This window comes from Leptobacterium meishanense, from assembly GCF_037645805.1.
In the GTDB taxonomy this organism is placed as follows: Bacteria; Bacteroidota; Bacteroidia; order Flavobacteriales; family Flavobacteriaceae; genus Leptobacterium_A; species Leptobacterium_A meishanense.
On the sequence record NZ_JBBEXE010000001.1, the window covers coordinates 177,669 to 194,299 of the forward strand.

Below are 16,631 nucleotides of genomic sequence, written 5' to 3' on the forward strand. Positions count from 1 at the left end.
TATGAGTAAACCAATGTCCCCTTTTACCCGTCAGCAATTATTGCCTCAAGAAGAAACTCTGGAAATTGCCAAAAAAAAAGGTGAGCTATTTATTGGTATCCCAAAAGAAACAGCCTATCAAGAAAAACGTGTATGTCTTACCCCAGATGCCATAAACGCACTTGCCTCACATGGACACAGGGTTATGATAGAGTCTGATGCAGGAGAAGCTGCCAATTTTACAGATAAAGAATATAGCGATGCAGGTGCAGAAGTAACCAATGATACTAAAAAAATATTTTCTTGCCCAATTATTTTAAAAGTAGAACCTCCCACATTACAGGAGATAGGATACATGAACCCACAAGCCATCCTTATTTCTGCACTACAGATAAAGACCCGAAGCAAGAAATACTTTGAAGAACTTGCCAAAAAACGAATTACTGCCATCGGTTTTGAGTATATAAAAGATGAAGATGGTAATTATCCAGCTGTTCGAGCACTAAGTGAAATTGCCGGCACGGCATCAGTGCTAATCGCTGCAGAAATAATGACCAATGGCGAATATGGTAACCGGTTAATGTTTGGAAATATTACAGGTGTTCCCCCTGTAGATGTTGTGATCATTGGAGCAGGAACTGTTGGTGAATTTGCCGCACGGGCTGCATTAGGGCTTGGGGCAACTATCAAAATATTTGACAATTCAGTGACCCGGTTGCGAACTATTCAGTTGAATCTGGGAAGGCAACTGTACACTTCTACGTTACAACCAAAAACCTTGTTAAAAGCATTAAAACGTTGTGATGTGGCTATAGCAGCCGCTAAGGGAAAAAGCAGAGCCCCTGTTATTGTAAATGAAGCAATGGTAGAAAACATGAAAAAAGGAGCTGTCGTTATAGATGTAAGTATTGATATGGGAGGATGTTTTGAAACCAGCGAAATTACGACACATGATAATCCGGTGTTTGAAAAACATGGTGTATTGCACTATTGTGTACCCAATATCCCTTCTCGTTATTCCAGAACGGCTTCTATATCGATTAGCAATATGTTTACACCATATTTATTAAAGATCGGGGAAGATGGCGGTTTGGAAAATTCGCTTCGTTTTGACAAGGGATTGAGAAACGGGTTGTATTTTTATCACGGAATACTGACAAGTCGCTCTGTCGCCGAATGGTTCGATTTACCACACAGTGATATTAACTTATTGATTTTTTAATGACACTACTCCGAAGGATTGGGTTTTATTTAGTTGGATTTGCTATAGGGTTAATTATTTTGGCATATGTTCTCAAAGAGAAAAACACTACTTTTTGCTATTCACCAAATTGCAGAGTGTTAAAAAATATACGGTCAAAAAAATTGTCTTTTAATGAAAAGTTGCAAGGACAAGAAATTGACACAAACTTGTTTAATTATATACTAACCAAAGGAAAAGTGAGTTTTTCGAAGAGTGACACAAAAACTAAGCCCTGCAAAAAGTATATTATTTCAGGAAGTTATCAAGAAAAAAATACAGAAGTTACTATTAAAAATTGTGACAGCACAGCTATTGTGCAAAAAATAGAATTAAAACAATAACCGGATATTTCTCCTCTTCATTTCTTGTTGTAAAAGTGATAGCTCTCTGTTACTTTGCCCTGCTACAGAGGTGTTTTCCTGAGCCCTTCTAGTTAAATACGGAATTACTTCTCTAATTGGGCCAAAAGGGATTAATTTTGTAGCATTGTAACCCTTTGCTGCTAGGTTATATGTTATTTGTTCACTCATACCATACAATTGCCCAAACCATATTTGTTTATGGTGATTGGCTAATCCTTTGCTTTTCATTAATTCTATTGCCAAATATGTACTTTCTTCATTGTGCGATCCTACAAAAAGCGAAAAAACATCTAAATTATCCAAAACATAAGTAAGTACATCATTAAACATAGAATCCGTGGCTTCTTTGCTTTCGCATATAGGCGATTTGCGGCCCATTTCCATAGCACGAAGGTTCTCTTTTTCCATATATGCACCCCTCACAAGCTTTGTGCCTATTAAAAAGTTGCTTTTTACCGCTTTTTCTTTAAGATGTTTTACATACTGCAACCGGTCCCATCGATAACATTGAATTGTATTGTAAACAATGACCGATTCTTTATTATATAACTTCATCATTTCCTCCACAAGTTCGTCTGCGGCATCTTGCATCCAGGATTCCTCGGCGTCTATTAATACGGGAACATCCTGTTCATATGCTTTATGACATATTTGCTGAATGCGTCTTTGAATATTTCGCCATTCTTCTTCTTCTTTGTCTGAAAGGCTATCATTTGCAGTAATTTTCTCCCACAAAGCAAAACGACCTAAAGCAGTTGGTTTCATTGCAACAAATGATATATGCCTATTTTTAGAGGCCAACATTATCAATTCACACTTTTTAGCAGCAGCCCTTTCAAAATCAACTTCTGAAATCTTTCCTTCTACCGAGTAATCCAAAATAGAGGAGATATTACTACTGCTTAGGTTTTTTATGATTGTTTCACACTCATGCACTGTGGTTCCTCCGCAAAACTGTTTAAAAATAGTGCTTTTAATGATCCCTTTTATTGGGAGGTGCATTCTCAAAAGAAAATTTACTACGTTCGTTCCTAGCTTCACCAATAAAGGATTTGCTATAATTTTGAAGAGGAGAAACGTTTTTTTTAATTCTGTATTTGATTTGCTGGCAAACGCAATTTCAGTATTGTCAAATAATTTATTCATTAAATGCTAAAAATGTGAGCAAATATACTTATAGAAAACTATTTTTTCTGTAAAATCTTTTTATTTTGGCTACTCATTAAAAGAAAAACATGCTCAAGCCAATAGTTACAAATGAATCGCCGATATTGTTTGATAACGACTCATACAACTTCCTTTGTCAGTATATCAAGGAACAAAATTCCTCCAAGCTATTTGTAATTGTTGACAGCCATACAAAAAAGGAATGCTTGCCCTATTTTTTAGATCGCATCCAGAAACTCGAAAACATAATTGTCATTGAAATACAACCCGGAGAAACCTACAAGAACATAACTACATGTTCTTATATATGGGAAAGGCTATCATTACACGGTGCAGACCGTAAAAGCCTTATTATTAATCTTGGAGGTGGTGTTGTAACTGACTTAGGAGGCTTTGTAGCAGCTACATATATGCGAGGTATTCGTTTTATAAACATCCCCACCTCTCTTCTGGCTATGGTAGATGCTTCTGTTGGAGGAAAAACAGGTGTTGATTTGGGTATTTTAAAAAATCAGGTGGGGGTTTTTGCTGCTCCACAATTTGTAATTGTAGATCCCCAATATCTCATAACATTACCGAAAAACCATATAACAAACGGTATTGCAGAAATGTTGAAACATGGGCTTATACATAATAAGGATCATTGGGACGCTGTTTCCCTGCTTCAGAAAGGGACTATACCCTCAAGAAGGCTGGTATATGATTCTGTAGTGATCAAAAGTACAATCGTAAATGAAGACCCTAAAGAACAAAACCGTCGTAAGATATTGAATTACGGACATACGCTAGGCCATGCAATAGAGTCCCATTATTTAAAAAAGGGAAATAAGGAAGGAGTTTTACATGGAGAGGCCATAGCAATAGGCATGCTTCTGGAAAGCTATATTTCTTCTGTCCAAGAAGGGCTATCAAAAGATACATTGAAAACTATTAAAGAAACTATTTTTTCTTTTTTTGAAAAAAAACAAATATCACATACTGATATTGATGAAATTATAGCACTTTTACAATACGATAAAAAAAATTCGGAAGGAGTTGTTAATTTTGTATTATTGAAAACTATTGCTCAACCGGTAATAGATAAAAAAGTGGATCGTCAATTAATAAAAGAAGCGTTTTATTATTATTTAAATTAAAGAATATCAATACATTGTGTTTGTATTTTTATAATGAATACAATTCTTCATTACGGGCATACTAAAGAAAGAACATTGTTTTTCTTTATTTCTCAGGAGCTGAGAACCCGGGTAAATATGGAAATTCAATTAAAAATTCCCTGTATTATTTTCAGGTGTGTTTTTTATATGTTGCGAATTTGAATTTTGCATCCATGTACATTTCCCTCTAATTTTTTATAATTGAACTAATAAACAGCAATGAAAAATAAATATATCGATCTAATAGATCAAACCTATTACTTCCCTCAAGAAGAATTTACTTTAGACAAGGAACATTTATTGTTTAGGGGAGTTGATTTAATGGAACTCATCAAAAAATATGGAACCCCGTTAAAATTCACATATTTACCTCAAATATCTAACAACATCAATAAAGCAAAAATATGGTTCAGCAAAGCAATGGCTAAACATAAATATGAAGGTAGTTATCATTATTGCTATTGTACCAAAAGTTCCCATTTTGAACATGTAATGACCGAAGCATTAAAAAATGACATTCACATTGAAACGTCCTCTGCGTTTGATTTAAACATAGTAAACAAATTAAAACAACAAGGCACAGTAACAAATGACACTTATATCCTCTGTAACGGCTTCAAGCGTGATCAATACATAACTAACATTGCTAATCTTATAAATAGCGGGCACCATAACTGTGTACCCATAATAGATAATTATGAAGAATTAGACCTTTTATTGGAAAGCATTGATAGAAAATTTGAAGTCGGAATACGTATTGCCTCAGAAGAAGAACCTAAGTTTGAGTTTTATACAAGTAGGTTGGGAATTGGTTATAAAAACATCGTTCCCTTTTATAATAGAGAAATTAAAGACCAAAAAAGAGTAACACTCAAAATGCTTCATTTTTTTATTAATACCGGTATACGGGACAATGCTTATTATTGGAATGAACTCTTAAAGTGTTTAAAAGTCTACACACAGCTGAGAAAAATATGCCCTACATTAGATAGCTTGAATATAGGGGGAGGCTTTCCTGTTAAAAATTCCCTTGCTTTTGAATATGACTATGAATATATGGTCGACGAAATTATCAATCAGATAAAGGTGACATGCGAAGAAGCCGAAGTTCCTGTTCCTAACATTTTTACAGAATTTGGAAGTTTTACAGTAGGTGAAAGTGGCGGGGCTATATATGAAGTGTTATACCAAAAACAGCAAAATGACCGTGAAAAATGGAACATGATCAATTCTTCTTTTATTACCACATTACCTGACACATGGGCTATTAATAAACGTTTTATTCTGTTGGCGATAAACAGATGGAATGACGAGTATGAACGTGTGTTACTTGGTGGTTTGACTTGTGACAGTGACGATTATTACAACAGTGAGCAAAACATGAATGCCATATATTTACCAAAGTTCAACAAAGGCAAACCGTTATATATTGGTTTTTTTAACACCGGTGCCTATCAAGAAACTATAGGCGGTTATGGAGGATTACATCACTGCCTAATCCCCGAACCACAATATATTCTTATAGACAAAGACGAGAATGGAAATATAATCACTTCCCTGTTTTCTGAACAACAGAAAGCGGAAAATATGCTAAAAATATTAGGCTATGAAAAGTAAAAAGACATATGCAGGGATTCCTGAAAAATATGCCCGGTTAGAAGATGCCTATGTTGTTCTAATACCTGTTCCCTATGATGGGACAAGTACTTGGCAAAAAGGGGCTGATAGAGGCCCGGAAGCTTTTTTACATGCATCTGAAAATATGGAGTTGTTTGATATCGAAACGCGTACCGAGCCATATAAAAAAGGAATATACCTTGCTCCTCCCATAACCGAAAGTTCTTCTCCGGAAAAGATGGTAGACACTGTACATAAAACCACTAAAAATTATATTCAGCAGAAGAAATTCGTAACGGTATTTGGAGGGGAACACTCCATTACGATTGGTACTATTAGAGCTTTTAGAGAATGTTTTGACAATCTTACGGTTGTACAAATAGATGCCCATGCAGACCTCCGCCCAGAATATGAAGGCAGTACCTGTAATCATGCTTGCGCTGTTTATGAAGCTAGTAAAACTACCAACCTAATTCAAGTAGGGATAAGGAGTATGGATGTTGAAGAGCTTCAACACATGGATGAAAATCAAGTATATTTTGCACATCAATTATTAGATGACGATGATTGGATAGATAATGCTATACATCAAATGACAGAAAATGTATTTGTTACTATTGATCTAGATGGTTTTGATCCCTCTATCCTACCCGCTACAGGGACTCCTGAACCTGGAGGGTTATTGTGGTACGAAACATTAATGTTTTTGAAAAAAATATTTAAAAAGAAGACCGTAGTAGGTTTTGATATTATGGAACTATGCCCTAATACAATTGAAAAATCTTCGGATTTTTTGGCTGCAAAACTCTACTATAAAATGCTTGCATATAAATTTAAATACACCATCTCATGAGTACAAAAGGGCCTATTTCCGACTTTATAGAAAAATATTACCTGCATTTTAATGCTGCTGCATTGGTTGATGCTGCCAAAGCATATGAGCAACAACTGAATGCCGGTTCAAAGATGATGATAACACTTGCCGGCGCCATGAGTACTGGAGAATTAGGGAAAATCCTAGCTGAAATGATCCGCCAAGATAAAGTACATATTATCTCATGTACGGGAGCAAATTTAGAGGAAGATATTATGAATTTGGTTGCCCATTCACATTACAAACGTATTCCCGATTATCGAGACCTTACCCCTAAACAAGAATGGGGTTTATTGGAAAAAGGACTTAACAGAGTTACAGATACCTGTATTCCGGAAGAAGAAGCCTTTAGAAGACTTCAAAAACACATCTATAAATTATGGAAAGATGCAGATGATAAAGGAGCGCGCTATTTTCCCCATGAGTTCATGTATAAAATGTTATTGTCGGGAGTATTGGAAGAATATTATGAAATAGACTTGAAAGACTCATGGATGTACGCAGCTGCAGAGAAAAACCTTCCTATGGTAGTCCCCGGTTGGGAAGACAGCACCATGGGCAATATTTTTGCTTCATATGTTATTAAAGGGGAACTGCAAGCCAGCACCATGAAAAGTGGAATTGAATATATGGTGTTTTTAGCAGAGTGGTACTCAAAAAACTCAGGGGAAGGAGTTGGTTTTTTTCAGATAGGTGGAGGTATTGCAGGTGATTTTCCCATATGTGTGGTTCCAATGCTCTATCAAGACATGGAAATGCACGATGTTCCTTTTTGGAGTTATTTTTGTCAGATATCAGATTCTACAACTAGCTATGGGTCATACTCAGGGGCAGTCCCTAATGAGAAAATTACTTGGGGAAAACTAGACATCGATACCCCTAAATTCATTATTGAATCTGATGCTACCATAGTAGCGCCACTCATATTTGCTTATATTCTAGATATGTGAAATTTATTTTGACAAACTATTGCGTAAAATATTTTTTTTGATTTACATTTATACTAACCAATCTTAATCAATATATGAAACGTGTAATAGTTGATTATAAAAAACTTACAAACGAAATCTTATCATTGTTGGTTGAAAAATATCCTGACGGATATGGCGATGATGATATCATCAGGTTCAAGAATGCCAATAATGAAACTGTAGAAGCTGTAGAAGTACGTACAGAAGACACTACTTATTTAGTGAAAGTGAGTACACGCTTAGCAAATACGATGGAAAACTATGAAGAAGACGATGATGATTTCCAGTCTTCTGACGATATAGAAATCCCTGATGAAAATGAACAGGAAGAAGAATGATTTAATTAAGCAGAATTTCTACTTGCATTAATATTCCCAAATAATGATCGGGTTACCATCTTTTCATATACTTTAAGTAATTTCTCGTTTGCCCCTCCACCCTTTTCAATTGCTTGTATCTTTCTTAAGGCATATTGCTGAATGGTAAGTAATGGTAAAACGATCTTTTCGCGTACTCCAATAGATGCTTTCATAGAAGGGCTGTCCTCCATAAGTGTCTTATAGTTTGTCACTTTCAATATCATTTGTTTGCTTCTCTCATATTCTTCATGAATACTATTCCAGAATTCACCAAACTCTATATCTTCCTTCATATATGCTGTGAGTTTAAAAAAGGACTTTGTTAAACTCATCATGCTATTTTCCAACAGTGCACGAAAAAAAGCAGAATGATTGTATAAGGATTGTACTTTTTCCAGTTCATTATTTTTAGCAAAGGCTTCAATAGCAATGCCAACACCATAAAAACCCGGAACATTTTGTTTCAATTGGCTCCATCCCCCTACAAAAGGAATGGCCCTAAGGTCTGAAAAAACAAGTTTATCGGATTTACCTCTTTTGGATGGACGGCTTCCGATGTTAGTTTTCGCATAATATTTAAGCGTGCTCATTTTTTCCAGATATGGTATAAACTTTGGGTGTCTTTTAAAATTTTTATAGGCTTCATAGCTGATTTCAGCCAATCGCTCCATAGTAGCTCTATCTTCCGGGGTCAACTTATTTTTTTCATTTTCAAACAACTTGTTTATAATACCTGAACTGAGCAGCTGCTCCATATTATATTGGCAAGAGTTAAGCGTTCCGAAATTCGAACTAATTGTTTGCCCCTGTATCGTCAATTGCACTTCTTCTGCTTCTATTGTAGGTCCTAACGAGGCATAAAATTGATGTGTCTTTCCTCCTCCTCTTGCTGGTGGCCCACCCCTCCCATCAAAAAATATCACTTTAATATTATATTTCCTTGATATTTCCGTAAGAGCTTCTTTTGCTTTAAAAATGCTCCAATTAGCCATTAGATATCCTCCATCTTTAGTTCCATCAGAAAAACCAAGCATAATGATTTGCTTGTTTCCCCTTCGTTTCAAATGTGCAGCATAAGCATCATTTGTATAAAGTGTTTTCATAGCCCTCCCTGCTGTCGTAAGATCATCAACCGTTTCAAATAAAGGGATAATATCTACCGAAGGGGTTTTCCAATCACATAAACGAATCATGGCAAATACTTCCATCACGTTTAGAGCCCCTCTATTGTTACTAATAATATAGCGGTTGGCTCCTTGTTCCCCGTTTTGTTTTTGGATGGTTTTCATGGCATAGATAGACTCTATAGTATTTCTGGTAGTTTCATTGGAAAAAATGTCAGGATTTAATTTTTCACTTACATTTTCTAATACTTTTATTTGTTCTTCTTCGGGTAGCTGTAGGTAATTTTCAGGGAAAATACCTGATCCGATTTTATGTGTTTCTTCTATAATATTGGTTAAAACGGTATGGTGTACCCGGGAATCTTGCCGTATATCAAGCGTTGCAAAATAAAGTCCAAAAAGATTGACTTTATTGATTAATATCTGGACTTCATCAACAAATAGTGATTGATGCTTTTTTTTAAGTATGTTTTTAATTTGATGCAGCTTTTCTAAAAGCACTTCTTTCGACATAGAGGCTTTATTGTCTGAAAAAATGTTATTGTATAGCTGCAACTCAACCTCAGTAACCAATATATCTACTTTATCGAATGTTATTCTTCTTTTCAATAAACGAATGTCTCGGTAATAATTCCGTATAATACTTCCGCGAAGCCGTTCAGCTACTTTTAATGTTATTTCTGTTGTTACAAAAGGGTTGCCATCTCTGTCTCCTCCCGGCCAGAACCCTAAATTTATAATATGGTTATCTATCGGGGAGTCTTCAAAAATATTATTTTGAATATATTCATATATTTTACTGGCCGATTGGTAAAATACATTTTCAAGGTACCATACTAAGCTGACGGCTTCGTCATAGGGCGTTGGTTTTTGTTTTTTAAAAAAGGGGGTTTTCCCTAATTGTGCGAGCAGTTTTTTAATAGCAGTAAAATCATTTTCTTCAATTGCTTTTGCTAAATCAGTAATAATACCCAATACAGGGCCAGGATAGAATTGCGTAGGGTGGGCTGTTAAAACCGGCCGTATGTTGAATGTCTGCAAATACTTTTGTAACTCTTGCATTTTGTTTTTAGCAGCAGCCTCTTCTTTTATACTCCTTAAAGTACCATGGCCTTCCATGTTGTTGATTACTGAGAACGCTGCATCTTCTATAGCATCAAACAAGACTACTTGTCGTTCTATATATTGAATAAAACGAAATAGTAAATTTATTTTGTCATTCTCATTTGCTCCTTCTTCGTATTTTGAAAAAAATGTATTTACTATTTCAGTAGGATTATTATTCTCTTCATATCCTTTTTCACAAACATCACTAAATAATGGTAATAAAACTCCTGTATTAGTTATATCATCAAATGGCAATGTCATAAAAATGCTGTTGTATATCTGATACTTTGACAACACATTTTCATTGAACCGATCTAACTTTGGTTTCCTGAGCATAGCATTTGTTTTATTACAAAAATACCCTTTCAATTACACAACTGAAAGGGTTTTTATGTTATACTTTAAACAAATGTTTTATAATTCATTAAATATCCTATGCATTAATCGTTTTTTATCGTTAATGCTTTCTTCTAAAGAAATCATCGTTTCTGTTCGGGTCACACCATCAATATCATCTATTTTAAAAATTATTTCTTTAGCATGCTGCGTGTCTTTGGCTCTAGCTTTACAAAAGATGTTAAACTTCCCGGTAGTAATGTGCGCAACAGTTATATAAGGTATTTCTCTAAGCCGCTCCAATACAAATTTAGTCTGATATGTTTTTTCTAAAAAGATACCTACATATGCTATAAAGGAATAGCCTAACTTTTCATAATCTAAGGTTAATGAAGATCCTTTTATAATACCCGCGTCTTCCATTTTTTTTACCCGGACATGTACCGTACCTGCCGATATAAGCAATTTTTTAGCGATGTCCGTAAAAGGTGTACGCGTATTATCAATCAACATATCTAATATTTGGTGATCAATTTCATCCAATTTGAACTTTGCCATATCTCTTATATCATTTTAGCTATGCTATAATTACACAAAAAAAATAAAAATAATTGGATATTTTGATCTTTTCTATCAATATCTTGCATACAATGACTAAAAACTTTGATTATTCTTTAAAATTTGGCTTACCCAGTCTGGAGTAATCATTTTTTGATGGATAGAAATGGTTGATGGGCTTAATGCTATAGTTTTATGAGCATAATAAGTGCTTAAGTCCCCTATTTTCTCTACCTGGGGGATGAATTTAATAGCCCCCTTTTTTAATAGTTCTTTATACAAAACCCCAACAGCTGAAATTCTTTTTTCTTTATCACCAATAACATGCACATTTTTGATAATAACATCATAAAATTTTTTTTGATTTTCAGGGATTTCAAAGTAGCTATTATGTTCATATTGTGATAGCGTATCAGAAGAGATGCTATTTAATGCCCCTATTAATGCATAGAAAATAAATTCTCTGGTTTTTTCCCTATCATAGTCATACTGAAAATGCCCGGCCTCAAAAAGTATCGTAGGCACTCCCATAGATTGAAAAGTATCTCCTACGCAATTTGAGTTAAATGAATCATCGTACCTTCCTATTTGTCCGAGAATAACATGCTCAAGAAGTGCATTCATAGCAACAATAAGCTTCATTGCTGCTTTTCGACTTTCTGTAACTGTATGCTTTTTGTCTGCTGCAGGTGCTAAAAATGATATTGTAGCAGGTAATGGGGCATTTCCGGCACTGAAAATAGTACGTTGATCATGTAAATTAAAACAAAAATGAGGGCAAATATCATCAAAAGTTTTTCGTAGTATAATGCTTTCAGGCTGTGATAAGGTTTGAGCATCCCTGTTAAGGTCTACTTTATTGGCATTTTCTCGTGTGTATACCTCAGCACCATCAGGGTTAAGCATTGGGATTATATGTAACTGGCATTTAGTTAAAATTTCTTTTACCTCCTCTGATCCGTTTCGCAGATAATTGATAAGGTCAAAAACAGCTTTTGTAGTGGTAGATTCATTTCCGTGCATTTGCGACCACATAAGAACCTTTATGGAACCGCTACCTAATGAAATTTTGTAAATAGTACGTTCTTCAACAGATTTTCCAATTTTCTGCACCTGAACAGTCTTATCAATGTTTTCTAATAAAGGAGTAATTGTTTTTAAATTGACATAGCGCCCTTTTAGTGACTTCTCAAAGGATTGCACGTACATTTTAGTTAAAGAGGAACTATTCAACATTCAACAATAGATTAGATTACAAAAGTAAATAAGTTAATTGTTACAAAAGTAAACACTTAATAGTCTTTAATCGAATATTGATGTAAATAGCATATTCTATAAATTTACTATTGTAAACAAATGGTTTTAATATTTATTAATTAATATTTAATATACTTATTTTCAATAATTTATATATTCATATTTGAATATATAATTTAAAAATATTTTATTAAATTTGTTATTAAGGAATTTTGTATCTTTATCTTTCAATATTAAAAAACAATTTGTATTTTACAATGTTAAACAAATCAGATTTTGTAACTCGTTTAAAATATTTGCTAGATTATTATGATTTATCAGCCGCAGCTTTTGCAGATAAAGTAGCTGTGCAGCGATCCTCTATTTCGCATATCTTATCCGGACGAAATAAACCTAGTCTTGAATTTGTTTTAAAAATAATTACCATATTTCCCGAGGTTTCATTTGATTGGTTATTGCTAGGTAAAGATCCATTTCCAGTAAATGATACCGATAGTGACACAAACACCATTACCACTCCACGCTTTCATAAAGAATATTCTCAGGAACAAGAAATTTTACCAGAAACAACAAAAATTAAAAAGAAAGAAATTCAAAAGATTGTAATTTTGTATCATGACGGGAGTTTTGATGAATATCATAATTGATTTTTAATTTTCCTCCAATTCTGTATAGTTTTATGAGAGTTTATATTTTACTTATTATAGGGATGCTTACAGTTTCATGCTATCAGCCTGAACGTGTATGTAGTGACTTCAGAACAGGTACTTTTGAGTTTTCATATATCATAGAAGGTAAAGAAACTACAGATATGTTTATCAGAAACGATTCTATAGAAATTGCTTATACAAATAGTACTACTGACACTTCTTCAATCAGATGGGTGAACGATTGTGAATTTATTGTAAAAAAGTTATACCCCACCTCATTGTCTGAACAGAAAGCTGTCCATATAAAAATAATTGCTACTACAAAAGATTCTTATACTTTTGAGTATGCCATTGTGGGAGATACAAAAAACAAGCAACGGGGAGTTGCTAAAAAAATAGACTAACTATGTTTGAAATTTTTGCTAGTGCTGATGCGTGGGTTGCATTATTAACACTTACGTTCTTAGAAATTGTTTTAGGGATCGACAATATCGTTTTTATCTCTATAGCTGCTAACAAGCTGCCCGAACATCAACAACGAAAGGCTACCAATCTTGGTCTTCTATTGGCCATGGTACAACGGATTATTTTGTTATTCGCCGTATCATTTTTAGTGAGTTTAAAAGAACCTTTCTATCATTTAAAAACTGATTGGATATCTATGGGGGTTAGTGGTCAAAGTATTATTCTACTTTTTGGAGGGTTATTTCTATTGTATAAAAGCACGTCTGAAATCCATGAAAAAATAGAAATGCCGGAACATGATGAACATACAATAAAAAATAAAAACATCACCTCTTTGTCCAGAGCAATATTTCAAATTATTATAATTGATTTTATCTTCTCTATCGATTCTATTTTAACGGCAGTGGGTATGACCAACGGTATTTCCGAAAATCCGGATCACGCCCTATTATTAATGATTATTGCAGTTGTTATTTCTATAATTGTGATGATGCTTTTTGCAAACCCTGTACGGGTATTTATTAATAAGCATCCTTCTATACAGCTCTTAGGCATGGCTTTTCTAATCCTTATTGGGTTCATGCTCATAGCAGAATCAAGCCACCTCTCACATACTGTTGTGTTCAATCAGGAAATAGGAGCTATTCCTAAAGGCTATTTGTATTTTGCTATTGCCTTTTCGTTATTAGTCGAATTTTTAAACATGCGCTTCAAAAAAAAGGTTACGCTAAAAGAAAAGTAAACCCTTGAAAATTATTCCAATTCTAATGTAGTCTGCCCATCAGATGATGGTTTTTCATGCCCTTCTGTTCCTGTGACTGCCTCTTCATCAACAACTTCAATATTTTCAGGTGCGTTCTCTTCGGGTTCTTCATAAGGTAATGGGTCTAAAAGATTAATTTGTTTGACTTTTTCTTTGGTCAATTGATTGCCCAATGCCTTAATTCCTTTAACAGCTATGAATTGCTCTAAATCAATGGTTTCAGCAGGGTGTTGTTCCTTGCCACGTTGCTTCATATATAGTACTTCTGCAACAGGCCGCCAATCAGTAGCTACTAGCTCTAGTTGTGACTTAGGGTGCTCTGTAATAAACAATTCTTCTTTGTTTTCATTCTCAACAAGAAACCGTTTGATAAAACAACGTTCTTTTTCTCCGTCATAATAGATAGCCGAAATAGGCTTTTTTGGGTGCCATTTTTCCAAAACAATCATATCGTCATCAAAATGTGTTGTGAGCTCCGGGATGATTGTTTTTATCACCCCTTTTTGAGTGATAACAAGTAGCCGGTCATCTCCTTTAAATGCTCCTAGCAACTCTCCTCTACCATCGGTGTTTAAGCGTTGAACGGTTTCATCAAACCATATTTTCCTGGGTTTTAATGTAGAAACCCCTTTTTCTTTAAGCTCGATACGCTTTACGGTATATTTTGTAACGATATTTCCTTTGGAGTTTCTGCCTTTGATAAGCACATCAGCGAAATCAATGTCCCATTTGAGCTTTTTAATGCTTCCGGCCTGACGAAGATTGATTGTTATAATTTCAGCTTCTCCATTTGGGTTTGCAGAAAGGTATAACACTTCCGACCCTTTCTTTTCTTGTGCAAGGTCATACTCACGATCGCGCGTTACACCACTTACATAAAAGCGTTTAATATAGCTAGCCCCTCCTTTGCCATCTTTATAGATCATATTATAGATGGTGCGTTTATCGTTCTTTTTAAAGACCGCCACATGTATAATATCCTTACCGACAAAAGTCTTGGTGTCTACTTTTGTAACCATCATCTTCCCTTCCTTAGTAAACACTATAATATCATCTATATCGCTGCAATCTGTCACATATTCATCGCGTCGGAGCGATGTCCCGATAAACCCTTCTGCCCGGTTTACATAAAGTTTCGTGTTTCGTATTACCACCTTAGTGGCCTCAATATCATCAAATACCCGTATTTCTGTCTTTCGCTCACGTCCTCCCCCATAAGTTTTCTTAAGGTTTGTGAAATAATCGATGGCATAATCAATAAGATTGTTTAACTGTTTTTTTACTTCTGCAATAGCACCTTCAAGCGCTTCTATCTTTTGTTGGGCCTTATCGATATCAAATTTTGAGATCCGTTTAATTCTAATCTCAGTAAGCCGAACGATATCTTCTTCTGTAACTGCACGTTTTAGATGTTTGATATGCGGCTGTAACCCCTTGTCTATAGCATTTAATACACCTTCCCAGGTGTCTTCTTCTTCAATATCTCGGTAAATACGGTTTTCTATAAAAATCCGTTCTAATGATGCAAAATGCCACTGTTCTTCTAGCTCTTCCAATTGAATTTCTAATTCACTTTTCAATAATTCAACTGTATGGTCAGTAGAACGCCTTAACATTTCAGAAACTCCAATAAATATAGGCTTGTTGTCTTCTATAATGCATGCCAGTGGAGAAATGGAAGATTCACAGGCTGTAAAAGCATAAAGTGCATCGATCGTCTTATCAGGAGATATACCGGAAGGCAAATGGATCAAAATTTCTACCTCTGCCGCTGTATTGTCTTCTATTTTTTTGATTTTGATCTTTCCTTTGTCGTTTGCTTTAAGGATAGAGTCTATAAGGGATGACGTGTTCGTACCAAATGGTATTTCTGTAATTGTCAACGTATTTTTATCAACTTGTGAAATTTTAGCACGGATACGGATTTTTCCACCGCGTTCTCCATCATTGTAATTCCCTACATCCATAATACCTGCAGTGGGGAAATCAGGGTATAATGTAAATTTCTTCCCTTTTAAATGTTTGACAGAAGCATCAATAAGTTCGTTAAAGTTATGAGGAAGTATTTTGGTAGAAAGTCCAACAGCAATTCCTTCCGCCCCTTGAGCCAATAATAATGGAAACTTTACAGGGAGGTTTACTGGTTCTTTTTTTCGCCCGTCATAACTCAACTGCCATTCCGTAATTTTTGGGCTGAAAACAACCTCTAAGGCAAATTTTGATAGGCGGGCCTCTATATATCTAGAAGCGGCTGCTCCATCTCCTGTTAAAATATTTCCCCAGTTTCCTTGTGTATCAATTAAAAGGTCTTTTTGCCCTATTTGCACCATGGCATCTGCGATACTGGCGTCTCCGTGTGGATGGTACTGCATGGTATGCCCTACTACATTGGCCACTTTATTGTAACGACCATCATCCAATTCTTTTAAAGCATGCATGATACGGCGTTGTACCGGTTTAAAGCCATCTTCTATCGCAGGCACGGCACGTTCCAATATCACATAGGATGCATAATCTAAAAACCAGTCTTTGTACATTCCGGTTACCCGGGTAATGGTATCTTGTTGGGGGTCTTCGTTATTTAGATGTTCGTTATCGGGTTGTATATGCTCCTCCATCAAATATCAGTCAGTTGATTTATA

15 protein-coding genes are annotated in these 16,631 nt (G+C 35.0%); 10 read left to right on the forward strand and 5 right to left on the reverse strand.

The window, feature by feature from the left end; genetic code table 11:
• Position 1: 1 nt before the first annotated feature.
• Both WBG21_RS00830 and WBG21_RS00835 read left to right on the forward strand, forming a co-directional pair.
• Entirely contained in the window at positions 2 to 1,201 is a 1,200-nt protein-coding gene (locus WBG21_RS00830; protein ID WP_340073804.1) for an alanine dehydrogenase, read from the forward strand.
• Positions 1,201 to 1,563 carry a DUF4258 domain-containing protein gene (locus WBG21_RS00835; RefSeq protein ID WP_340073806.1) on the forward strand — a complete coding sequence of 121 codons (363 nt, stop codon included), beginning with the start codon at positions 1,201 to 1,203 and terminating at the stop codon, positions 1,561 to 1,563. The genes WBG21_RS00830 and WBG21_RS00835 overlap by 1 nt, the downstream gene beginning before the upstream one ends.
• Here the strand turns inward: WBG21_RS00835 and WBG21_RS00840 are convergent.
• The gene (locus WBG21_RS00840; protein WP_340073809.1) at positions 1,552 to 2,730 is read right to left on the reverse strand and encodes a proline dehydrogenase family protein; all 1,179 of its coding nucleotides are present in this window, start codon (positions 2,728 to 2,730) and stop codon (positions 1,552 to 1,554) included. The two genes, WBG21_RS00835 and WBG21_RS00840, sit on opposite strands and share 12 nt — an antisense overlap.
• Before the next feature lie 89 nt (positions 2,731 to 2,819).
• Between WBG21_RS00840 and aroB the strand changes: the two genes are divergently transcribed.
• The 5 genes from aroB to WBG21_RS00865 all read left to right on the forward strand — a co-directional run bounded on the left by aroB (position 2,820) and on the right by WBG21_RS00865 (position 7,708).
• Positions 2,820 to 3,887, forward strand: a complete 1,068-nt coding sequence (gene aroB / locus WBG21_RS00845; protein ID WP_340073812.1) for a 3-dehydroquinate synthase — start codon at positions 2,820 to 2,822, stop codon at positions 3,885 to 3,887.
• 240 nt (positions 3,888 to 4,127) lie between these two features.
• Entirely contained in the window at positions 4,128 to 5,525 is a 1,398-nt protein-coding gene (locus WBG21_RS00850; RefSeq protein WP_340073814.1) for an arginine decarboxylase, read from the forward strand.
• Entirely contained in the window at positions 5,515 to 6,378 is an 864-nt protein-coding gene (speB, locus tag WBG21_RS00855) for an agmatinase (protein ID WP_340073816.1), read from the forward strand. The genes WBG21_RS00850 and speB overlap by 11 nt, the downstream gene beginning before the upstream one ends.
• The gene (locus WBG21_RS00860; protein WP_340073818.1) at positions 6,375 to 7,349 is read left to right on the forward strand and encodes a deoxyhypusine synthase family protein; all 975 of its coding nucleotides are present in this window, start codon (positions 6,375 to 6,377) and stop codon (positions 7,347 to 7,349) included. Before speB ends, WBG21_RS00860 begins: the two co-directional genes overlap by 4 nt.
• Before the next feature lie 74 nt (positions 7,350 to 7,423).
• Positions 7,424 to 7,708, forward strand: coding sequence for a hypothetical protein (locus WBG21_RS00865; protein ID WP_340073820.1), 285 nt, complete (start codon positions 7,424 to 7,426; stop codon positions 7,706 to 7,708).
• 5 nt (positions 7,709 to 7,713) lie between these two features.
• Here the strand turns inward: WBG21_RS00865 and WBG21_RS00870 are convergent, their stop codons facing one another.
• The 3 genes from WBG21_RS00870 to WBG21_RS00880 all read right to left on the reverse strand — a co-directional run bounded on the left by WBG21_RS00870 (position 7,714) and on the right by WBG21_RS00880 (position 12,063).
• Positions 7,714 to 10,296: a phosphoenolpyruvate carboxylase gene (locus tag WBG21_RS00870; protein ID WP_340073823.1), complete on the reverse strand. Its 2,583-nt coding sequence runs from the start codon at positions 10,294 to 10,296 to the stop codon at positions 7,714 to 7,716.
• A gap of 78 nt (positions 10,297 to 10,374) precedes the next feature.
• A complete protein-coding gene (locus WBG21_RS00875) occupies positions 10,375 to 10,854 on the reverse strand; it encodes an Lrp/AsnC family transcriptional regulator (RefSeq protein WP_340073825.1) in 480 nt (159 codons plus the stop codon).
• 96 nt (positions 10,855 to 10,950) lie between these two features.
• Positions 10,951 to 12,063: a M14 family metallopeptidase gene (locus tag WBG21_RS00880; protein WP_340073827.1), complete on the reverse strand. Its 1,113-nt coding sequence runs from the start codon at positions 12,061 to 12,063 to the stop codon at positions 10,951 to 10,953.
• A 305-nt stretch (positions 12,064 to 12,368) separates the two neighbouring features.
• On the opposite strand from WBG21_RS00880, the gene WBG21_RS00885 reads away from it, so the two are divergent.
• Genes WBG21_RS00885 through WBG21_RS00895 form a run of 3 tightly spaced genes read left to right on the forward strand, consistent with a single transcriptional unit; the run spans position 12,369 to position 13,968 of the window.
• Entirely contained in the window at positions 12,369 to 12,758 is a 390-nt protein-coding gene (locus WBG21_RS00885; RefSeq protein WP_340073829.1) for a helix-turn-helix transcriptional regulator, read from the forward strand.
• 32 nt (positions 12,759 to 12,790) lie between these two features.
• A complete protein-coding gene (locus tag WBG21_RS00890) occupies positions 12,791 to 13,165 on the forward strand; it encodes a hypothetical protein (protein WP_340073831.1) in 375 nt (124 codons plus the stop codon).
• A 2-nt stretch (positions 13,166 to 13,167) separates the two neighbouring features.
• Positions 13,168 to 13,968 (forward strand): TerC family protein, encoded by an 801-nt coding sequence (locus WBG21_RS00895; RefSeq protein WP_340073833.1) that lies wholly within the window; start codon positions 13,168 to 13,170, stop codon positions 13,966 to 13,968.
• Positions 13,969 to 13,979: 11 nt separating this feature from the next.
• Here the strand turns inward: WBG21_RS00895 and WBG21_RS00900 are convergent, their stop codons facing one another.
• Complete coding sequence (locus WBG21_RS00900) at positions 13,980 to 16,607, reverse strand: DNA gyrase/topoisomerase IV subunit A (protein ID WP_340073835.1); 2,628 nt, start codon at positions 16,605 to 16,607, stop codon at positions 13,980 to 13,982.
• Positions 16,608 to 16,631: the final 24 nt, after the last annotated feature.

Coding starts and splice junctions, on each gene's coding strand:
- WBG21_RS00830 (WP_340073804.1), top strand. CDS start 2: ATGAGTAAACCAATGTCCCCTTTTACCCGTCAGCAATTATTGCCTCAA.
- WBG21_RS00835 (WP_340073806.1), top strand. CDS start 1,201: ATGACACTACTCCGAAGGATTGGGTTTTATTTAGTTGGATTTGCTATA.
- WBG21_RS00840 (WP_340073809.1), bottom strand. CDS start 2,730: ATGAATAAATTATTTGACAATACTGAAATTGCGTTTGCCAGCAAATCA.
- aroB (WP_340073812.1), top strand. CDS start 2,820: ATGCTCAAGCCAATAGTTACAAATGAATCGCCGATATTGTTTGATAAC.
- WBG21_RS00850 (WP_340073814.1), top strand. CDS start 4,128: ATGAAAAATAAATATATCGATCTAATAGATCAAACCTATTACTTCCCT.
- speB (WP_340073816.1), top strand. CDS start 5,515: ATGAAAAGTAAAAAGACATATGCAGGGATTCCTGAAAAATATGCCCGG.
- WBG21_RS00860 (WP_340073818.1), top strand. CDS start 6,375: ATGAGTACAAAAGGGCCTATTTCCGACTTTATAGAAAAATATTACCTG.
- WBG21_RS00865 (WP_340073820.1), top strand. CDS start 7,424: ATGAAACGTGTAATAGTTGATTATAAAAAACTTACAAACGAAATCTTA.
- WBG21_RS00870 (WP_340073823.1), bottom strand. CDS start 10,296: ATGCTCAGGAAACCAAAGTTAGATCGGTTCAATGAAAATGTGTTGTCA.
- WBG21_RS00875 (WP_340073825.1), bottom strand. CDS start 10,854: ATGGCAAAGTTCAAATTGGATGAAATTGATCACCAAATATTAGATATG.
- WBG21_RS00880 (WP_340073827.1), bottom strand. CDS start 12,063: ATGTACGTGCAATCCTTTGAGAAGTCACTAAAAGGGCGCTATGTCAAT.
- WBG21_RS00885 (WP_340073829.1), top strand. CDS start 12,369: ATGTTAAACAAATCAGATTTTGTAACTCGTTTAAAATATTTGCTAGAT.
- WBG21_RS00890 (WP_340073831.1), top strand. CDS start 12,791: ATGAGAGTTTATATTTTACTTATTATAGGGATGCTTACAGTTTCATGC.
- WBG21_RS00895 (WP_340073833.1), top strand. CDS start 13,168: ATGTTTGAAATTTTTGCTAGTGCTGATGCGTGGGTTGCATTATTAACA.
- WBG21_RS00900 (WP_340073835.1), bottom strand. CDS start 16,607: ATGGAGGAGCATATACAACCCGATAACGAACATCTAAATAACGAAGAC.